Origin of the sequence: uncultured Porphyromonas sp., from assembly GCF_938023125.1 — a bacterium.
GTDB lineage: Bacteria > Bacteroidota > Bacteroidia > Bacteroidales > Porphyromonadaceae > Porphyromonas.
In genome coordinates this window covers 16,704-34,603 of the sequence record NZ_CALHDW010000012.1, presented here as the reverse complement: position 1 = coordinate 34,603, position 17,900 = coordinate 16,704, and the positions used below count along the sequence as shown (strand labels likewise).

Below are 17,900 nucleotides of genomic sequence, written 5' to 3'. Positions count from 1 at the left end.
GAAAGATTCTTTAATTTCCGATACATAGGCTAATATGTTTAGTTCAGTCTATCTTTTTGAGAGAATCAATGGATAGATTCTTCTCATTTTCTGTTCGTTTCTCGAATACTTGACGCTCCGAGGTGGTCAGACGGCGGTGTAGCAACTTGTAAAAAAAGGCCGGAATAGGCGACTCGAAGCGGAGCTTTTCCTTTGTTACGGGATGCAATAGCACTAGCTCCTGCTGGCTCAGGGCGATAGAGGGAGCTCCCTTGATCACACCTTTGCTTTCGCCCACTAAGGGGCACTTCTTCTCGTTGAGTTGACTGCGAATGCCATTATAACGCCCTAGCAAAGAGATCCGGAGAAGGGTTCGCCACGAAGCTCTCTCCTCTACCTGATAAGTAGCTCGAGAGCGACGAGAAGGCACTACCTTCTTTTTCGTATCCCCATCTCCTGCCGGCTTTTTAGGTTTGGGAGGGGGAGCAAACTCTCCCTTTTCTTCGGGTAGAGCCCCTTCGACCAAGGCGGCAAACGTCTGACTCAAAATATATTTCTCCCAATTATCCAAAATCTCCTGCTGCACTTCTCGATCACGAGCAAAGAGGATCAATCCTCGTGTATCCCGATCGAGGCGATTGAGTAGGAATATCTTTTCCCGAGCATCTCCACTCTTGTAGTGGTCTGCAACAATCCGGTATACTGTATGTTTATCCCCGGGTTTGGATGCAATTGTAGGAATCCCCGGCTCTTTTTGCACAAGGATAAACCAATCGTCTTGCCATAGCACTTTTACCTCCGTATTGTCTAGTACGGGAGCAAACCCCACACTATACACAACTACTTCGTCCCCCACTGCAATTGGGGCGCTATGCTCAGAAACGACCTGACCATTGACCTTTATACAACGATCTCTCAGGTATTGTTTATGGGTTGTACGGCTACTCTCGGGGAGCAACTGAGTGAGCATACCCATAAGTGTAGTAGCCTCAGAAGCTGTCCCTTGCACTACCACACGACGATAGCGCCGTGGGCTTCCCTTTTTGTTATAAGTCATTTACTACGAGATTTACTATGCACACGACTCAATGCAATATTGCTATAAAGCATGAATACGCAAGCTACTGAGAAAAAGAGGATCCACAACTCACTCCTAAAAAATAGGCATATAGCACCTGCGAGCCAAAGCAATCCGGAGAAATGGGCCAAACGAATGAGACGCCTAATGCGGAGCGTATCTTTACTGGCCCGATAGGCTACTACTGCACAGAGATAGCCCAACGATCCCAACAGAAGGACGTAACGAGCGTGAGGCCATAGAACAAAAATCTGTAGTATAAGCCCTGCAAGAAGTGTCAAAGTACTTATGGTGTAGACAATCGAATTGATCCTAGAAGAATTAGTTCGTCGCATATACGCTGCTCAATTTATCCCAGTCCTAATCTTGATGAGATGTAGTATCAACAATCAAGAAAGTAACCTCTCCGGGCTTCTCAAAGTTGTACTTAATCCGAGCAATACGCTCCAACTCTTCGCATCCATTGAGTTGCTGAAGGGCCAAACTATCCTGCTCAAATTTTCTCTTTGCATCTCGTACAGAGTGCTTAAGGCGCGATATGGTAGCTCTATGTTCTATCTGCTCGAATACACTAGCCTCGCCAAAAGCGAGCTCCGTTACAGAGAGAAGAACAAAACAAGCAAGCGCCAACACCCACGGATGTGCCGCATTGTATCGGTCGATACGCTTGAGATAATCTCGTGTGCGTGCTGCCACTCTACTGCCCAACTTCTTGCCTATCATAGTTTATACAAAACACTCTATCCTCCAAAATTGTTTCCTTACCTCTCCCGCCCATCGTGGTATTCCGGAAGATTTGGATACAACTATATTCCAACTACAAAAATACACCTTTTTCCTTTACTTCCCTCAGTTCTTAAAAGAACGTGTCCATTAGTTCAATCCCCCCCCCCTTATAGTAAGGCAAAAATCCGCCCCTGCCCTTAGGGGTATCTCCACTCTGGGTGAAAAGAAAAAAAATCCTGCCCTGGAAATAAAAAAAACTCACCCTAAAACCTCCTCACAAATCAGCCTAAAAAAGGAAAAAAAACAGGCTGCAACTTGTAAGAAACCAGGCAAGAGAAATAATCTAAAGAAGGAAGCCGGGAGGGAGCATGCCGGAAACATCGTGACCATGGTTGATCAGTTCTCGAATAGCTCCACTACTGATGTGAGACAAATGCTGAGCTGTAAAGAGGAATACCGTCTCTATCCCTGTAAGGCAGCGATTGATGTCTGCCAAAGAGCGTTCGTACTCGTAGTCGAGCCCGGAACGAATCCCTCTAAGAAGCACCGTAGCCCCCACCTCTTTGGCAATATCCGCAGTAAGCCCTATATAGGCAATTACTTTGATACGCTTTTCCTCCGCATAGAAAGAAGAGATCTGACGGAGTCGCTCCTCCGAGGTGTAGAGAGGTTGTTTCTTGTCATTAACGCCAATGGCAATAACCACGGAGTCGAATAGATGTAGACCTCGCGTTACAATATCGGCATGACCAATGGTAAAGGGATCAAAAGATCCGGCAAAGAGAGCGGTAATCATTGGACGAAAATATTTGGATCAAGGCGTGGAACAAAAGAGACGCAGACAAGCAAAAGGCTCCTCGTTACTACTCATCCTCCATCACAAGATTCTCTATGATAAAATCTTGTCTATCCGGAGTATTCTTGCCCATATAGAAATCGAGCAAATGCTTATAGGTATCCTCCTTGCGGAGAGAGACCTGACGAAGCTTGATATTTTCTTCTGTGATAAGTTCCTTAAACTCATCGGCAGAGATCTCTCCAAGCCCCTTAAATCGGGTAAGTTGCGCCTTCTTGCCCAGAAGCTGGAGAGCTCGATCTCGCTCCTCGTCGCTATAGCAGTAGTAGGTATATTCGGCCAAAGCCTCCTTATCACCCTTTGTCTTACGTTTCTTTCGTTGGGCAATCTCTCCCGGGGGTAAAGCCACACGGTAGAGAGGAGTTTCTAGGATATAGACATGGCCCTTACGCACCAAGTCGGGGAAAAACTGAAGGAAGAAGGTAAGCATCAAGAGGCGAATGTGCATACCATCATCATCGGCATCGGTAGCAATAATCACCCTATTGTAGCGTAGCCCTTCTAGCCCCTCTTCTATGTTTAGAGCAGCCTGCAATAGGTTAAACTCCTCATTTTCATAGACAATTTTCTTGGTCAAGCCAAAGCAATTGAGGGGTTTACCTCGTAGACTAAAGACGGCTTGATACTTTGGGTCTCGGCTTGTAGTGATAGATCCACTTGCCGAATTTCCCTCGGTAATAAAGATGCTCGTCCGCTCGGGCTCCTTATCCTTTAGCTTGGTATCGTTAAGGTGAATGCTACAGTCTCTCAGCTTCTTATTGTGCAGACTCGACTTCTTTGCTCGCTCTCTAGCCAGCTTGGCCACCCCACTCATCGACTTGCGTTCACGCTCGCTCTCTTGTATCTTCTTGAGCATTACGTCCGCTACATCGGTATGAATATGTAGGTAGTCGTCAAGCCGATCCTTGAGGAAATCCCCGACAAACTTCTGTATACTCACCCCATAGAGAGGCTCATCTTTGTATTGATGCTCCTCGGGGACCATGTCTTTGGAGCCTAGCTTTGTCTTTGTCTGGCTCTCGAAGGTCGGTTCGATCACCTTGAGGCTGACGGCGGCAACAATCCCGGAGCGAATGTCCGAGTAGTCAAAGTTCTTAGAGAAATGCTCCTTAATGACACGTGCTACCGACTCACGGAAAGCCGAGAGATGCGTCCCGCCTTGGGTGGTATTTTGCCCATTAACGAAACTGTAAAACTCCTCTCCATACTGGTTGATATGGGTGATAGCCACCTCTATATCATCGGACTGTAAGTGGATTACCGGATAGAGAGGATCGCCCGTAAGATCCTCATTCAAGAGGTCTTGCAGACCATGACGGCTAAGGAACTTCTTGCCGTTGTAAACGATGGTAAGCCCGGCATTGAGGAAGGTATAGTTGCGCAACATGGACACAACATACTCCTCACGGAATTGGTAATTGCGGAAAAGTGTAGCATCGGGAGTAAAGCAAACCTCAGTACCCTGGGGCTCATCACAAGGCACAAGCTCGCCTTCGTGCACAATCTTGGCTCGCTCAAACTCTACTCGTTTGGTCTGACCTTCTCTCCGAGATTGAACGGAGAAAGAGGAAGAAAGTGCATTAACGGCCTTGATACCAACACCGTTAAGTCCGACCGATTTTTTGAAGGCGCGAGAGTCCATCTTCGCCCCCGTATTCATCTTACTTACGGCATCTATAAGCTTGCCCAGAGGGATACCTCGGCCATAATCGCGCACAGAGACGGAGCCATCGGCAATGGTAACCTCAATTACCTTGCCCTGCCCCATTACAAATTCGTCTATCGAATTGTCTATTACCTCCTTGAGAAGCACATATATACCATCGTCACTCGCCGAGCCATCGCCCAGCTTCCCGATGTACATACCGGGCCTGCGGCGAATATGGACATCCCAATCGAGGGTGGTAATACTGCCCTCGGTGTATCCCGCAACTGCTTCCATTACAATTTTTTGATGAAAGCTCTACGAGTCTTGTGGTGCTTGCGCTCGAAATAATTCCACTGCATCTGCACCGACATATTGGTCTCTAGCTCCGGATTGCTCTCGGCGTACTCCACACCAAACTTTTGGTATATCGGTATCAAATCGTTGAAGAGAAGAGCATTGACTCCTCGATTCATATATTCGGGCAAAACACCCATCAAATAGAGGTCGATTACCTTAGGTCTTCCCTTCAAGGCTCTGAGCAAATGGATGAATCCGAAGGGGAAAAGCTTGCCATTCGCTAGCTTTAGAGCCTTACTCAAGCTAGGTAGAGAGATAGCAATACCCACTACCTTTTCGTCTTTCTCACGTACGATAAGCGTAACAAACTCGGGTCGAAGCATAGGTATATAGAGCTTGACGTAGTGCTCAATCTGAGCCGGACTAAGCTCCGAATAGCCGTAGAGATTGCTATATGCCTTATTGATGGTCTCAAAAACTGCAGGGCCATATGGGAGTAGCTCCTTGCGGTCTTTAACCTTGACTACTCGCAGGCCATACTTCTCTTGTACAATCTTAGAGATACGGATGTGCTTCTCTGGAATTTCTTTGGGGATGGTTATTTTGAATTCCTTCCAATCCTGATCTTTTACAAAACCAAGACGCTCCAATTGCTTAGGATAGTAGGCATAGTTATAGATGGTGATCATCGTACCCAATTGGTCGAATCCCTCTACAAGCATCCCTTCTTTGTCCATATCGGTAAAGCCCATCGGCCCTTGTAGCATTTCCATTCCCTTGCTTCGGGCCCAATTCTCCACCACCTCAAAGAGGGCATCTACCACGGCATTGTCATTGATAAAGTCAACGAAGCCAAATCGAGCGTTACTCTGATTCCAAGTTTCATTGGCTCTATGATTGATGATACCGGCAATTCGGCCTACAATACGCCCATCGCGGTATGCCAAAAAATAGGCAGCTTCGCAAAACTCAAAGGCAGGATTGCGATCCTTATCAAGGGTCCCTAGCTCATCATCAATGAGTACGGGTACGTGGTACGGATTCTTCTTATAAAGGTCATTCCCAAACTGCACAAAGCGTTTGAGGTCTGACTTATCTTGGACTTCTCTAATCTCTACTGCCATAATAATCTCTGTAAGTTGTTTGGTGGAAAACTGAGTGTGCCGATTATACTTTCTTCTCTACAATAGCTTGTACTACATTGAGTGCATAATCGCCAAAGTGCTCGTATTCATCTATTATATCAAGGTAATATACCGATTGCTGATAGGGATATACGTGATTGTCGAGATCCTGCATATTCTTCTGTTTCAGGTCGTCACGCATATTGTCTATCTCATTTTCTATGTTGTAAGACTGGTGGGCGGCATCTGCTCCGGGGTTGCTCATTTGCAGTACTTCTATCATGTGTAGAGCACTCTTTAGCACTACTTCGTGCAGAGCAAGTAGGTTCTCCACGAGGATAGGTTCGAAGGAAGTATTGCTGCTATTGCGCTTCTTGAGAGATCTTGCGATATTGAAACAGGTATCCCCAAGGCTTTCTATTTCGGTGGCTGCACGCATCATCACACGCACCTCTTGCTTAGCATCACTACTCAAGTCGCCATCCGAGAGAGCATTTAGATAGTTGACAATCTCCACCTCTACGCGGTCACAAATATTCTCGAACTTCTCAATTCGATTAAACGTGTTGTTGAATTCTGTAGGATCCGTGGTTGAGATAAGCACCTTATCCATCTGCAACATCTCCAGCACTCGGTTGCTATAGGAGCCGAGTTCTTTGTGTACTTGGATAAGAGAAAGCTCACTCGTGGAGAGCATACGCGTAGAAATAAACTGCAGGTGACGGTCTTCGTCATCGCCCAGAGTGGCGGTCTTGGGAGAGCGGATCACTCGTTCGCAAATCTTCACATAGACAGGGACAAACCAAATCATTAGCAAAGTGTTGGCGATATTGAAGAGGGAGTGGAAAAGAGCCAGCCCCACCGAGGGGTTTTCTCCCGATAAGTCTTTGACTAGGTGAGCAAGCGGATAGAAAAGACAAAGCACCCAAATAACCCCTAAGAAGTTGAAGAGGAAATGTGAAAAAGCCGTCCGCTTAGCAGCCACATTAGCGTTGAAAGCCGCAAGATTGGCCGTGATAGTAGTCCCAATATTTTCCCCTAACACCATGGCAAGAGCAAGCTCAAAAGGAATCCATCCATTGTAGCACATGATAAGGGTAATAGCCACCGTAGCACTCGAGGACTGCACGATAACGGTCATAACGGTACCTATTAGCAAGAAAATAAGTACGGATGCAAAACCAAGATCTGAGTAGGCGGAAAGAAATTCCAAAGCCTCCGGATTGCTTTGCAAGTCGGGCATTGAGCTCTTAAGAAACTCCAATCCCAAAAACAATAAAGAGAAGCCTATTACAAACTCTCCAATGTTATTCCACTTCGACTTCTTCGAGAAGATCAAGGGAATAGCGAAGGCAAATAGGGGAATGGCAAAGGCACTAATGTCTACCTTAAAGCCGAGCAACGAAATAATCCAAGCGGTAACGGTGGTACCAATGTTAGCCCCCATCACCACACTAATGGACTGAGCAAGACTAAGCAACCCGGCATTAACGAAACTTACAACCATTAGGGTCGTAGCCGAAGAAGACTGGATCAAAGCCGTAATCGTAATCCCCGTAAGGACTCCGAAAAAGCGGTTAGAGGTCATTGCAGAGAGGATGTTACGCATCTTGTCCCCGGAGATTTTCTGGAGACCTTCACTCATGATCTTCATCCCGTAAAGGAACAAACCAAGAGCACCAATTAGACGAATAAAGTCAAGAATTCCAAAAGTCATGTCTACACACTACTCTGCTACTATTTCTATACTTTTACTTGAGGGGCTAGAGTCTTTCTTTGCTACTCTTTGCCTAAATTTGGGGACAAATATAGTCGAAAAAGATTAGAAAACTATGGACTCAATACAGATAGTTTGTACAAATACTGGTCGCAAAGATCTGGTTAATAAGGGAATAACAATATTAGAACTTGCAAATAAATACGAGCAAGAACTAGGCTTCAAGCCTATCAACTGCCGTATGAATAACAATACAGTAGGGCTGACGGAGAAAATTACCAAGAGCTCCGAATTGCACTTTGTAGGGCTAAGCGAGGAGAGCGGGCAACGAACCTACTTCCGCACCTTGAGCTTCATTTTAAGCAAAGCCGTGCGGGAGGTCATCCCCACAAGTAAGCTACGAGTAGAACACTCTTTGTCTAATGGCTACTACTGCAGCATCAAAAACGGACACGAAGTTACCGATCAAGAGCTTGCCAATATAACCATCCGAATGGATGAAATTATAGCGGCCGACCTCCCCTTTGTTACTCGTACAGCATCTCAAGAAGAGGCTGTAAAGGTCTTTAGAGAGCTCGGAGAAGAGGATAAGGCAACTCTGTTCGAGACCTACAATGTCCCCTTCATTACGTACCAAGAGTTGGATGGATATCCCGATACCTATTACGGATCATTAGCCCCATCTACCGGCTATATCCACCTCTACTCCATAGAGCGATATCTAGATGGTCTTCTAGTGCGCATCCCCTCTCGTAGCAACCCCAACGAACTTGCGCCCCTTACCGAACAACCCAAACTTCGTGAGGTGCTCAAAGATCAAAAAGAGCTCATACACATGCTCGACATTCCCTACGTGGGGGATCTCAACAAAGCCATTGATCGTGGGGAAATTAATGACATCATTATGGTAAGTGAGGCTGAGCAGGAGAAGAAGATATCCATGATTGCTCAGGAGATTGCCAAGCGCTACCACGAAGATGGGGTGCGCATCGTACTCATCTCGGGTCCCTCATCGTCCGGGAAAACCACCTTTACCAAGCGTCTTTACATCCAACTCCGCACTTGTTTTATCAAGCCTCACAGCATCTCTCTCGATGATTATTTCGTTAACCGTGACAAAACGCCTCTCGACGAAAACGGAGAATACGACTTCGAATCCCTCTATGCCGTAGACCTCGACACCTTCAATCAAGATCTACAGAAGCTACTAAGAGGGGAAAGTGTAGAGCTACCCACCTTCGACTTTAAGCTCGGAGTTCGCTCTTATCGCAACGATGCCTTTACGCTCCGCTCCGGAGATCTTCTTTTGATAGAGGGGATTCATGCGCTCAATCCTGAGCTAATCCCTACAATTCCTACAAATACAACATTCAAAATCTACGTCAGTGCCCTTACAGCCATTGGCTTAGATGCTCACAACCGCATCCCCACAACCGACAATAGACTCTTGCGCCGCATGGTACGAGACTATCGCTACAGAGGTAGAAGTGCCGTAGACACGCTCTCTCAATGGGCTTCGGTACGAAGAGGTGAGGAACGCTGGGTATTCCCCTATCAAGAGAATGCCGATAAAGTATTCAATAGCGCTATGGTGTACGAGATTGCAGCTCTCCGCCGTTTTGCAGAACCCCTACTTATGGAGGTCCCTGCCAACGTGCCGGAGTACAGCGAGGCACAACGTCTCCTACGCTTCTTACGCATGATTCATTACATACGTATAGACAAGTTGCCGGGTACTTCTCTCATCAGAGAATTTTTGGGAGGCAGCTCCTTCCACTATTAATTTGAAGATACAGCATGAGCAAAAAAAACATGGGAGGATTGGTCTACAGCACAGACCCCAATTTTTCCCCCAATAGCCAAGCAGAAGATACGATAGAGACTCTCCCTGCGGAGAAGCAACGCCTGCGCCTACGCTACGAGCGCTCAGGGCGCGGAGGCAAAGAGGTTACACTCGTTACCGGGTTCGTCGGGAGTAGTGACGACCTCAAGGCGCTGGCTACTAAGCTAAAGCAAGCTGCCGGATGCGGAGGTTCGGCCAAAGATGGAGAGATCATACTACAGGGGGATAAGCGTTCGCTACTCATCTCCCTATTGCAGCGCATGGGCTACAAAGACACAAAATAGCCCGGAGCTCCCCTTCCTAAAGCGATTATATCGTAACTTTGAGGTGCTTTTTGAACAAAATCCATAGTGCATTAACATGACAAAAGTAATCCATACCCTAGTACTCCTTGCAAGCTTTATAGTACTTGCAACAAGCTGTAATAAAAAGACCAACACCTTTATAGCTGCGGCAGGAAGCCCTGGCGAAATGCTTCTTGTAATGGATGGTGATTGGCTCAAAGGCTCAGAAGGCGAAAGCGTAAAGGAGATGCTCCAAGCAGAGGTCCCCGGACTCCCCCAAGTAGAGCCCTGGATGCGGGTACAAACGGTAGCTGAAGCCGACTTTGGAGACTTCCTTCGTAACACTCGAAATATCCTTATCGTAAAAGCAAACGAGGATACCTATACACACAATTCTGTCAAGTATTCTTACAACGAATGGGCACAGGGGCAACTCCTCATCGTTGTGCAAACACCCAATGCCGACTCTCTAAAAGCACTCGTTGCCAACGACGGAGATAAGATCCGTCACCTATTGCTCCGCCACGAACTCTTCCGCTATGCCGAAGTCTGGAGCAGTGAATTTAGCAGCAAAGCCGATGAATATTGTCAGGAGGTCTTGGGCTGCCACGTCAATATGCCCCAAGACATGCTCTCCTACAAAAAGGGTAAGGACTTTCTTTGGATGTCGAATAACTCCGACAACAAACGTAGCGATATGGTTGTCTACAGTCTCCCCTATAGAGGCAAAGAGGATCTATCCCTAGAGGTAATGCTCGCACGCCGTGATAGTGTACTTGGTAGCAATATCCCCGGAGCAACCCCCGACAGCAAGATGACAACCATACCCGAAGGGCTTACCCATCAATACCTACAAATGCCGGACGGCTCCTACCGAGGGGTACTTCGTGGGCTCTGGGAAACCTCGGGTACAAGTGCCATGGCCGGCCCTTTTATCATGCATGCCATTGCCCGCCCCGATGAGGGGAAAGTATACTACATAGAGGGCTTTGTCTACTATCCCAACGAAAACAAACGCGACCTTGTGCGCCGCCTAGAGGCTGCCCTATTCTCCCTGCGTCCTCTTTCCGAAGAGACCTTCGACCCCGCACCCATCAAGCAGATTTGGTGGTCAGACGTCCACTGATAGTCGCAAAAATAACCCCCTCCGTCCTCTTTACATATGGAACCAAACTACAATCGCAAACCCGTAATAGGGATCACACATGGAGATATAAACGGAATTGGTTACGAAGTACTTTTCAAAGCCTTTACCGAAGCTAATATCACCGAACTCTTCACCCCCATTATCTATGGTTCGGCAGATGCAGAAGCCTTTTGGCGCAACCACCTAGCCGTAGAGGCTGTTCCTTGGCGTATCATTTCAACCCCGGGAGAGGCAAAAGAGGGCGAGATCAATCTCATCTCTTGCACAACGCAAAACGTACAAGTAGAGGTAGGCATGCCCACCCCACTCGCCGGAAAGTGCGCATTCGACGCCCTTGAGAGAGCGATGGAAGATGCTCTAAACAATCGGATAGACGCCCTCGTTACAGCTCCCATCAACAAAGCGACAATGCCTCAAGACCTATTCCCCTTTAAGGGACATACGGACTACCTGGGGGCAAAGTGCGGATTAAGAGAGAACGAATCTCCCCTTATGATACTCACGAGTGGCGATATACGGGTAGCGCTTGCTACTACACACGTTGCCATTAGCGAGGTGGCAGGGCTTTTAAGCGAATCCCTACTACTAGAGAAGCTACAAGCCATAGAGAGCAGTATGCAACGCGACTTCGATATAGAGAAGCCCCGCATTGCCGTACTCTCCCTCAACCCCCACTCGGGAGACCAAGGGCTAATAGGAAGAGAGGAGATAGAGATCATTACCCCAACTCTGCAGAAGGCTCGAGAACAACACAAGCTACTTGCCTTCGGCCCCTTTGCGGCAGATGGTTTTTGGGGCTCCGCAGAGCTCTATAAATACGATGCCATCTTAGCTCTCTATCACGACCAAGGATTGGCTCCCTTTAAGTCTCTCTTTATGAACGAAGGCGTCAATTTTACCGCAGGCCTCCCCATCATACGCACCTCTCCCGACCATGGGACCGGATATGATATTGCCGGAAAAAATCTTGCCAGTTCCGCCTCTCTCACAGCTGCCATCTATCTGGCTATCGATACCATTCGCCGCCGCAATCGCTACAGCTATGCCCGCCGCAATCCGCTAAGAAAAGGATACAACGAGCGTGGCAACGACAACGAAATACTAGCCCCAACTCCCCACTCTGAGGAATAGTCTCTCCCACATCTCCCCCTCCCCATTATGGCTCAACTGAATGTCTATACGGCATCAGCCGGTGCAGGTAAAACCTACACTTTGGCTCTAGAGTACCTCACCCTTGCCCTAAAGGATCCGGAAAAAGACTTCCGACACATACTGGCAATGACCTTTACCAATAAGGCTACCAACGAAATGAAAAGCCGTATTGTGGAGGTGCTCTATCAGCTAACGACCGAGCGAGAGCCAAGCCCTCTGGCTATTGCCTTAGGGGAGCGGCTAAACCTATCTCTAGAGCAAGTAATAGAAAAAGCACAGCGCACCTTGCGCAGTATATTGGGGGATTACTCCTCCTTCCGCGTAAGCACGATAGACTCCTTTTTTCAAGAGGTTGTGCGCTCCTTTGCCTTCGAACTCAACTTTGCAGGGAACTACAAAGTGGAGATGGATCAAGATCTTTGGCTACACAAAGCCATTGTGCTACTACTCCATAGTCTGGCAGAAGAGCAAATGAGCGATACCCGAGAGTGGGTCTATCAATTGGCTCAAGAAGAAATCAATGCCGGCAGAAGTATCCAAATTGATCAAGCCCTAGGTAATCTGGGGAAGCAACTATTTGCAGAGGCCCCTTTAGCTGCCGTGCGTGATGGAAGATTCCCCCAGAAAAAAGAGATTGCACTCTATAGAAAAGCCATTGATGCCTACACCGAAAACTTCGAAACGGAGCGTTACAAGTTGGCAGAGGCCTTTTTGAGGAAACTACACGAGGCCGGGCTACAAACGCTGGACTTACACGGAGCCGCAAGAAGCCCTTTTTTTTACTACGAAAAGGTGCTAAAGGATCGTCATCTAGGCGACCAACCGCCCCAGAGATGTAAGCAGGCTGCCGAAGATCCTCTTGCCTTATTCCCAAAGAAAAGTGCCCATAAGGATCTTCTTATAGAACTATGGGAGCAAGGATTGAGAGATATATTATCGGATACCATTTCTCTAGAAGAGGAACGCGGGATATACTATCGGACGGCTCTCTCCACCCGAAAAACCCTCAACGTGCTAGGCACACTCGGTGATATCAATGCCATGATGATGCAACAGGGCAGGGAGAGCAATACCCTCTTACTAGCCAGCACACAACAATTCATCCAGCGCATTATAGATAATGCAGATGCCCCCTTCATCTACGAGCGGCTAGGGAGTGTACTACACCATCTCATGCTAGACGAGTTCCAAGATACGGCACGCATTCAATACGAGAATATCCGCCCGCTACTTGAGAACACGCTATCCTCGGGCAACGACAACCTGATAGTTGGCGATGTAAAGCAGAGTATCTACAAATTTCGCCATTGCGACCGCCACATCCTAGGCTCCACACTTCAAAAGGAGTTTCCGGACTATTATTCGCACCATCCCCTGCAATACAACTGGCGAAGTACACCGGAGGTGGTCTTCTTTAATAACGCCATATTCGAGCTACTCCCCTCTTTCGTTGAAACAAATCTAAGGGAGGAGCTATCCGAAGCTACTGAGCAACTGAAGGATACGCCCTTTGCCCACTTGATACCGAATGAGGAGAGTATCCGAGAAATCTCGAATAGTTACACCGAGGCCCAACAGCACGTAGCCCCTCCCAACAAAGATAAAAAAGGCGGTATAGAGGTCTACTACTATCCCACAAAGAAGAAGGGCGAGAAAAAAGAGGAGGCATCCAACGCTCTCAACCTGCCACAGTATAATGTTCCCTCTGTGATCCTATCCCTGATAGAGGATCGTCACTATAGACCGGAAGAGATAGCCATCCTTGCCAATACCAATAAGGAGGTTGCAGCCCTTGCCAGCTGCCTCATCACTTATGCTCAAGAGCATCCAGAGAAGGCTCCCTTACTCAAGTTTGTTTCAGGAGAAGCTCTCAATATTAGCAATTCTGCCATAGTTAGGTTCCTTATTTCTCTGCTAAAAGACCTCTCGGAGGGGCGAACGAGAAACAAGGCACTCTACCGCACGGCCCTAGTTCACTACGAGCAACTAATAAACAATGCATCCAAGGAGAGCGAGAGCTCCCTACTCCCCTTTGAACAACTGCACTCGGCTTGTCTAGAGCAACTACCCTACCTCTCTCTCTATGATCTCGTAGAAAGTACCATACATCGGTTGCAACCTCTTATAACGCCTGCAGATCAGCCCTATATTACAGCCCTATTGGATCAATTATATCTCTACCACTGCGATGAGGTGGCAGACCTACAAGGCTTTTTAGATTGGTGGGAAGTAAAGGGAGTCAAGACAACGTTGCCCTTCGACGACGGGGGCGATGCCATCCGCATTATGACTATCCACAAGTCCAAAGGCTTGGGATTCCCCTTGGTACTACTCCCTTTCCTCGAATGGGATTTGGGTACGGGCAAGCACAAAAACTCCTATATCTGGAGCGCCCCTAGTCCTCTACTGACCGAGGAGGTAGGCTACCAGCTCCCCATTGTCCCCCTAGAGATGAGTTCAAAACTTGCCAAGACCCTCTACATTGGCGACTACTACAAAGAGAAGACGGATGCTATTATAGATAGGCTTAACCTCTTCTATGTAGCTATGACTCGAGCCAAACAGGGGATTGTACTATGGCTCCCCGATACCTCAGAGCTAGATGAGAAGAAAGTTACATACGACCTCTCAAAACTCCTTGGCTCTCTTCTTCAGCGGAGCGAAGTAGAGAAGTTTATTACTCCCATTCCGGCCAATCCGAAGACGAACTCCGGAGATAATCAAGCACAGACGAAGCCCTCGTATCCATTTCCCGGCATAACTCCTCACACAGAAAGCACCCAACAGATAGCAATCAAGCGATCCGGAAGCCAAGCCTACAAAGAGAACCTCTCGGTGCGCTTTGGCTCGGCAATGCACTATATCCTTAGCCTAATCGCTACCCCCCACGATATAGACAACGCCATAGAACAAGCCCTCAACGAAGGAGCCTTGCTAAGGGAGGAAAAAGAATCCATTGTAGAATACCTCCAAAAAGAGCTTGCTCGACCCGAAGTTGCCCTCTGGTTCTCTCCGGAGGTAGAGGTTTTCAATGAGCAAACCATACTCCTATCGCTCCAATCTCATACCTACCGCCCCGATCGAATTGTGGTTACTCCCGAAAACGAAGCCATCGTCATTGACTACAAATTTGGCAAGCCACTGCCTCGCTATCATCGTCAGGTACAGCGGTATATGCAGCTTCTCAGCAAGATGGGGTACGCCTCTGTTCGGGGGTATCTTTGGTACTTCGCCTCCGAATCCTCACAGATAGAGGAGGTTTTACCCGCTCCCAACAAGTAAAATAATACTAGCTACTTTCTAGAAAATTCTTGGGCAAAAGTTGAGCATACTTCTGCCCAGAAAATATTTTTCTTTTGCCCTAGAATCAAAGAAATTTAGGGCAGCAACAGAAAGGGGAATCAGTGAGCATTCTAAAGCCTATCAATTATCAACCCAAAAGCTATTGTCGGAGCCTCTTACCATCTTCTCGTTCTCGCAAGAAAAAGAAGAGAGCCTCTATCGGAGAGGCCCAATACGGCACAATCGCCAATAAAAGCGACAAAAGAGCAAGCATCGAACCTTGATCCGGACTCTACACTTTCACACAAAACTTAGGCCAAATAGAAGAATAAAGGGTATATTTGCATGAGGAAAGTCTATTTTTCTCTTCCCCTATCTATTTCGCCGGAATTGGAAATAGAAAACTTATACGATCAAGTAGTAGAGAACCCTTCTTATGAAGACAAATAATAAGTATATCGGAGCACATGTTAGTGCTACGGGAGGCGTGGAAAATGCGGTACGCAACGCCCATGCCATAGGGGCTAAAGCCTTCGCCCTATTTACACGCAATCAACGCCAATGGAAGTCCGCCCCTCTCCCACAGAAGAGTATCGACTTATTCCAAGAGCTAATGGCTGAGTTTGGCTTCAAGCCTGAGCATATTCTCCCCCACGATAGCTACCTTATCAACATGGGGAATCCCGATAAAGAGATGCGCCAGAAGAGCATTGATGCCTTTATCGACGAGATGGCCCGTTGTGAGCAGTTGGGGCTCAAACTTCTCAATTTCCACCCAGGGAGCCACCTCAAAGCCATCGACGAAGAGGAGTGTCTCCAGCTTATTGCCGATGGGGTTAATCAGGCCCTACGAGTAACCCAAGGTGTAAAGGCTGTACTAGAGAATACCGCAGGGCAAGGAACGAACCTAGGGTCCCGTTTTGAGCACCTGGCCTATATTATCGATCGCATAGAAGATAAAAGCCGCATCGGTGTTTGTATTGATACGGCACATACCCTTGCCGCAGGATATGAGATCCGCACCGCAGAGAGCTATCAAGCCATGTGGAGTGAATTCGATCGGGTTATTGGCTATTCATACCTATCGGGGATGCACCTAAACGACTCGAAAAAAGAGCTTGGCACCCGGGTAGATAGGCACGATAGTGTGGGTAAGGGCACCATGGGAATGGAGCTATTCCATCAGGTCATGAATGATCCCCACCTAGACAATATCCCCATTATTTTGGAGACTCCCGACGAGTCTCTATGGGCTCAAGAGATTGCTCTACTCTACTCTTTTATCAAATAAACAAACATCTAGAATAACGTACTATGCGTCCGACTCGCTATCTTTTCCCCCTTATATCGGCATTTCTTCTTCTCATCACTTCGGCATGCCACTCCTACAAACCGCAAACACTTCTCTCCACAATCCCTCAGGATGTAGACTACCTTGCCTACCTCCATCTAGAGAAGTTATCTAAGTTGGCTAGCGATGAGGCTCTGGGCTACCATCTTGAGCCAGGAGATAAGGAATGCCTAGAGAAATTGGGCAAGTACGTAGCCTGGAAAGAGATATTGGCATATGGGGCTGGCGACGACCTATACATTACCCTACATGTAAAGAATGCCGAGGCTCTCCTTACCAACCTTAGAGACTATGCAGACTCTATCAGCTCCGAAAACGGACTGAACTACGCCTATCTCAAGGGGTGGAACGTTGCCTTTAGTGACAAGCAGCTCTGGATAAGTCAACAAGGTTTCTTTACCTCTATCTTTGAGCGCAGCCAAGATCTCGTAGCCGGTAAAGGGGAATCCGCTGCAGATATTGCAGGAATAAAAGACCTCTTGCAACAAGACTTTGGTCTATACCTCAATCTCTACCACACACAAGAGCAGATAGAGAGTGTATCTTGGCTTGCAGCGCTAGCTCCAGATCTACAAGAGAAAGTGCGTAATACGCATTTAATAGTCAATGGTAGCTTCAAAGAAAAAGAACTGAAGCTTGACTACAAACTCGTAAACAACGAAGGCGAGATTATAAACGATGAGTACAATATCTCTCAAAAGGTGGATAAGGATATCCTCAATTACCTAGCCGATGATTGCGACCTCGTTATCCTACAAGGGGTAGAAGGCAAGGGGCTAGTCAAACTTTTTGGCAAAATAGACAACAAAGCCAATACCAAGGAATGGGAAACCATCTTGGGATCCTTAGACGGCACAGTTGCCTTCTCTGCTACCTTTGCACCCAATGGCGCCTACAATACGGAGAATTGGTCTCTTGTGGCTCAGGTAAAAAAAGGTGAGGAAACCCCATCTATGGTGGCTCTACTACAAGTATTGGGGGCAGACCCGAAGACGTGCAAAAGGCTGGGAGATGACTATATCGTAACGAACAACCGCTATGGCGAGTTCTATGTTGGAGCTCGCAAACGGATTCTATTTGCAGCTTCGCGCCCGGTGAATAAGTTCACTCCTTCGTTTGAGAGCCGCCCAATCACTCGCGCTATACAGTCTGGGGTAGGTAATATTCTACTCGATATACCCTTAAATGGTTCCATCAGCCAGTCCATTGCAGAGAGGCATAACTACCGCTTCGAGGGGTACGTAGCCCTTCGTGCCGAGAGCCTCGGTACCGGTAAGCTAGTCCTACACAACGATGGAGAGAAAGAGGGAAATATCCTCAATGGAATACTAAAAGCATTACGCCCCATCCCCGTAGACGGAGCAGAAAGTTTGATGCTAGAAGAGGCTCTCAAGCACGAATAAAGTCTCTTTTTGT

General features: G+C 47.5%; 13 protein-coding genes. 7 read left to right on the top strand and 6 right to left on the bottom strand.

Annotated features, from left to right (window positions below):
* Positions 1 to 43 precede the first annotated feature (43 nt).
* The 6 genes from Q0090_RS03675 to Q0090_RS03650 all read right to left on the bottom strand — a co-directional run bounded on the left by Q0090_RS03675 (position 44) and on the right by Q0090_RS03650 (position 7,425).
* A complete protein-coding gene (locus Q0090_RS03675) occupies positions 44 to 1,036 on the bottom strand; it encodes a pseudouridine synthase (RefSeq protein WP_297947553.1) in 993 nt (330 codons plus the stop codon).
* A gap of 381 nt (positions 1,037 to 1,417) precedes the next feature.
* On the bottom strand, positions 1,418 to 1,780 hold the full coding sequence (locus Q0090_RS03670) for a septum formation initiator family protein (RefSeq protein WP_297947551.1): 363 nt from the start codon (positions 1,778 to 1,780) through the stop codon (positions 1,418 to 1,420).
* Between the two features lie 346 nt (positions 1,781 to 2,126).
* Positions 2,127 to 2,579 carry a pantetheine-phosphate adenylyltransferase gene (coaD, locus tag Q0090_RS03665; protein ID WP_297947549.1) on the bottom strand — a complete coding sequence of 151 codons (453 nt, stop codon included), beginning with the start codon at positions 2,577 to 2,579 and terminating at the stop codon, positions 2,127 to 2,129.
* Between the two features lie 67 nt (positions 2,580 to 2,646).
* The gene (locus Q0090_RS03660) at positions 2,647 to 4,581 is read right to left on the bottom strand and encodes a DNA topoisomerase IV subunit B (protein ID WP_297947548.1); all 1,935 of its coding nucleotides are present in this window, start codon (positions 4,579 to 4,581) and stop codon (positions 2,647 to 2,649) included.
* On the bottom strand, positions 4,581 to 5,708 hold the full coding sequence (locus tag Q0090_RS03655) for a hypothetical protein (protein ID WP_297947546.1): 1,128 nt from the start codon (positions 5,706 to 5,708) through the stop codon (positions 4,581 to 4,583). The genes Q0090_RS03660 and Q0090_RS03655 overlap by 1 nt, the downstream gene beginning before the upstream one ends.
* A gap of 43 nt (positions 5,709 to 5,751) precedes the next feature.
* Positions 5,752 to 7,425 carry a Na/Pi cotransporter family protein gene (locus Q0090_RS03650; RefSeq protein WP_297947545.1) on the bottom strand — a complete coding sequence of 558 codons (1,674 nt, stop codon included), beginning with the start codon at positions 7,423 to 7,425 and terminating at the stop codon, positions 5,752 to 5,754.
* 115 nt (positions 7,426 to 7,540) lie between these two features.
* Between Q0090_RS03650 and Q0090_RS03645 the strand changes: the two genes are divergently transcribed.
* The 7 genes from Q0090_RS03645 (at position 7,541) to Q0090_RS03615 (ending at position 17,887) form a co-directional block, all read left to right on the top strand.
* Positions 7,541 to 9,208, top strand: a complete 1,668-nt coding sequence (locus tag Q0090_RS03645; protein ID WP_297947543.1) for a nucleoside kinase — start codon at positions 7,541 to 7,543, stop codon at positions 9,206 to 9,208.
* A gap of 14 nt (positions 9,209 to 9,222) precedes the next feature.
* Complete coding sequence (locus Q0090_RS03640) at positions 9,223 to 9,552, top strand: translation initiation factor (protein ID WP_297947542.1); 330 nt, start codon at positions 9,223 to 9,225, stop codon at positions 9,550 to 9,552.
* A gap of 76 nt (positions 9,553 to 9,628) precedes the next feature.
* Positions 9,629 to 10,678, top strand: a complete 1,050-nt coding sequence (locus Q0090_RS03635; protein WP_297947540.1) for a DUF4837 family protein — start codon at positions 9,629 to 9,631, stop codon at positions 10,676 to 10,678.
* 36 nt (positions 10,679 to 10,714) lie between these two features.
* The gene (gene pdxA, locus Q0090_RS03630) at positions 10,715 to 11,830 is read left to right on the top strand and encodes a 4-hydroxythreonine-4-phosphate dehydrogenase PdxA (RefSeq protein ID WP_297947538.1); all 1,116 of its coding nucleotides are present in this window, start codon (positions 10,715 to 10,717) and stop codon (positions 11,828 to 11,830) included.
* Between the two features lie 27 nt (positions 11,831 to 11,857).
* Complete coding sequence (locus tag Q0090_RS03625) at positions 11,858 to 15,133, top strand: UvrD-helicase domain-containing protein (RefSeq protein ID WP_297947536.1); 3,276 nt, start codon at positions 11,858 to 11,860, stop codon at positions 15,131 to 15,133.
* A gap of 436 nt (positions 15,134 to 15,569) precedes the next feature.
* Complete coding sequence (gene nfo / locus Q0090_RS03620) at positions 15,570 to 16,424, top strand: deoxyribonuclease IV (protein WP_297947534.1); 855 nt, start codon at positions 15,570 to 15,572, stop codon at positions 16,422 to 16,424.
* Positions 16,425 to 16,447: 23 nt separating this feature from the next.
* Entirely contained in the window at positions 16,448 to 17,887 is a 1,440-nt protein-coding gene (locus Q0090_RS03615) for a DUF4836 family protein (RefSeq protein ID WP_297947532.1), read from the top strand.
* The last annotated feature ends 13 nt before the right edge of the window (positions 17,888 to 17,900 follow it).

Excerpts from the sequence above, each read along its gene's own strand:
- Q0090_RS03675 (WP_297947553.1), bottom strand. The coding sequence starts at position 1,036 with ATGACTTATAACAAAAAGGGAAGCCCACGGCGCTATCGTCGTGTGGTA.
- Q0090_RS03670 (WP_297947551.1), bottom strand. The coding sequence starts at position 1,780 with ATGATAGGCAAGAAGTTGGGCAGTAGAGTGGCAGCACGCACACGAGAT.
- coaD (WP_297947549.1), bottom strand. The coding sequence starts at position 2,579 with ATGATTACCGCTCTCTTTGCCGGATCTTTTGATCCCTTTACCATTGGT.
- Q0090_RS03660 (WP_297947548.1), bottom strand. The coding sequence starts at position 4,581 with ATGGAAGCAGTTGCGGGATACACCGAGGGCAGTATTACCACCCTCGAT.
- Q0090_RS03655 (WP_297947546.1), bottom strand. The coding sequence starts at position 5,708 with ATGGCAGTAGAGATTAGAGAAGTCCAAGATAAGTCAGACCTCAAACGC.
- Q0090_RS03650 (WP_297947545.1), bottom strand. The coding sequence starts at position 7,425 with ATGACTTTTGGAATTCTTGACTTTATTCGTCTAATTGGTGCTCTTGGT.
- Q0090_RS03645 (WP_297947543.1), top strand. The coding sequence starts at position 7,541 with ATGGACTCAATACAGATAGTTTGTACAAATACTGGTCGCAAAGATCTG.
- Q0090_RS03640 (WP_297947542.1), top strand. The coding sequence starts at position 9,223 with ATGAGCAAAAAAAACATGGGAGGATTGGTCTACAGCACAGACCCCAAT.
- Q0090_RS03635 (WP_297947540.1), top strand. The coding sequence starts at position 9,629 with ATGACAAAAGTAATCCATACCCTAGTACTCCTTGCAAGCTTTATAGTA.
- pdxA (WP_297947538.1), top strand. The coding sequence starts at position 10,715 with ATGGAACCAAACTACAATCGCAAACCCGTAATAGGGATCACACATGGA.
- Q0090_RS03625 (WP_297947536.1), top strand. The coding sequence starts at position 11,858 with ATGGCTCAACTGAATGTCTATACGGCATCAGCCGGTGCAGGTAAAACC.
- nfo (WP_297947534.1), top strand. The coding sequence starts at position 15,570 with ATGAAGACAAATAATAAGTATATCGGAGCACATGTTAGTGCTACGGGA.
- Q0090_RS03615 (WP_297947532.1), top strand. The coding sequence starts at position 16,448 with ATGCGTCCGACTCGCTATCTTTTCCCCCTTATATCGGCATTTCTTCTT.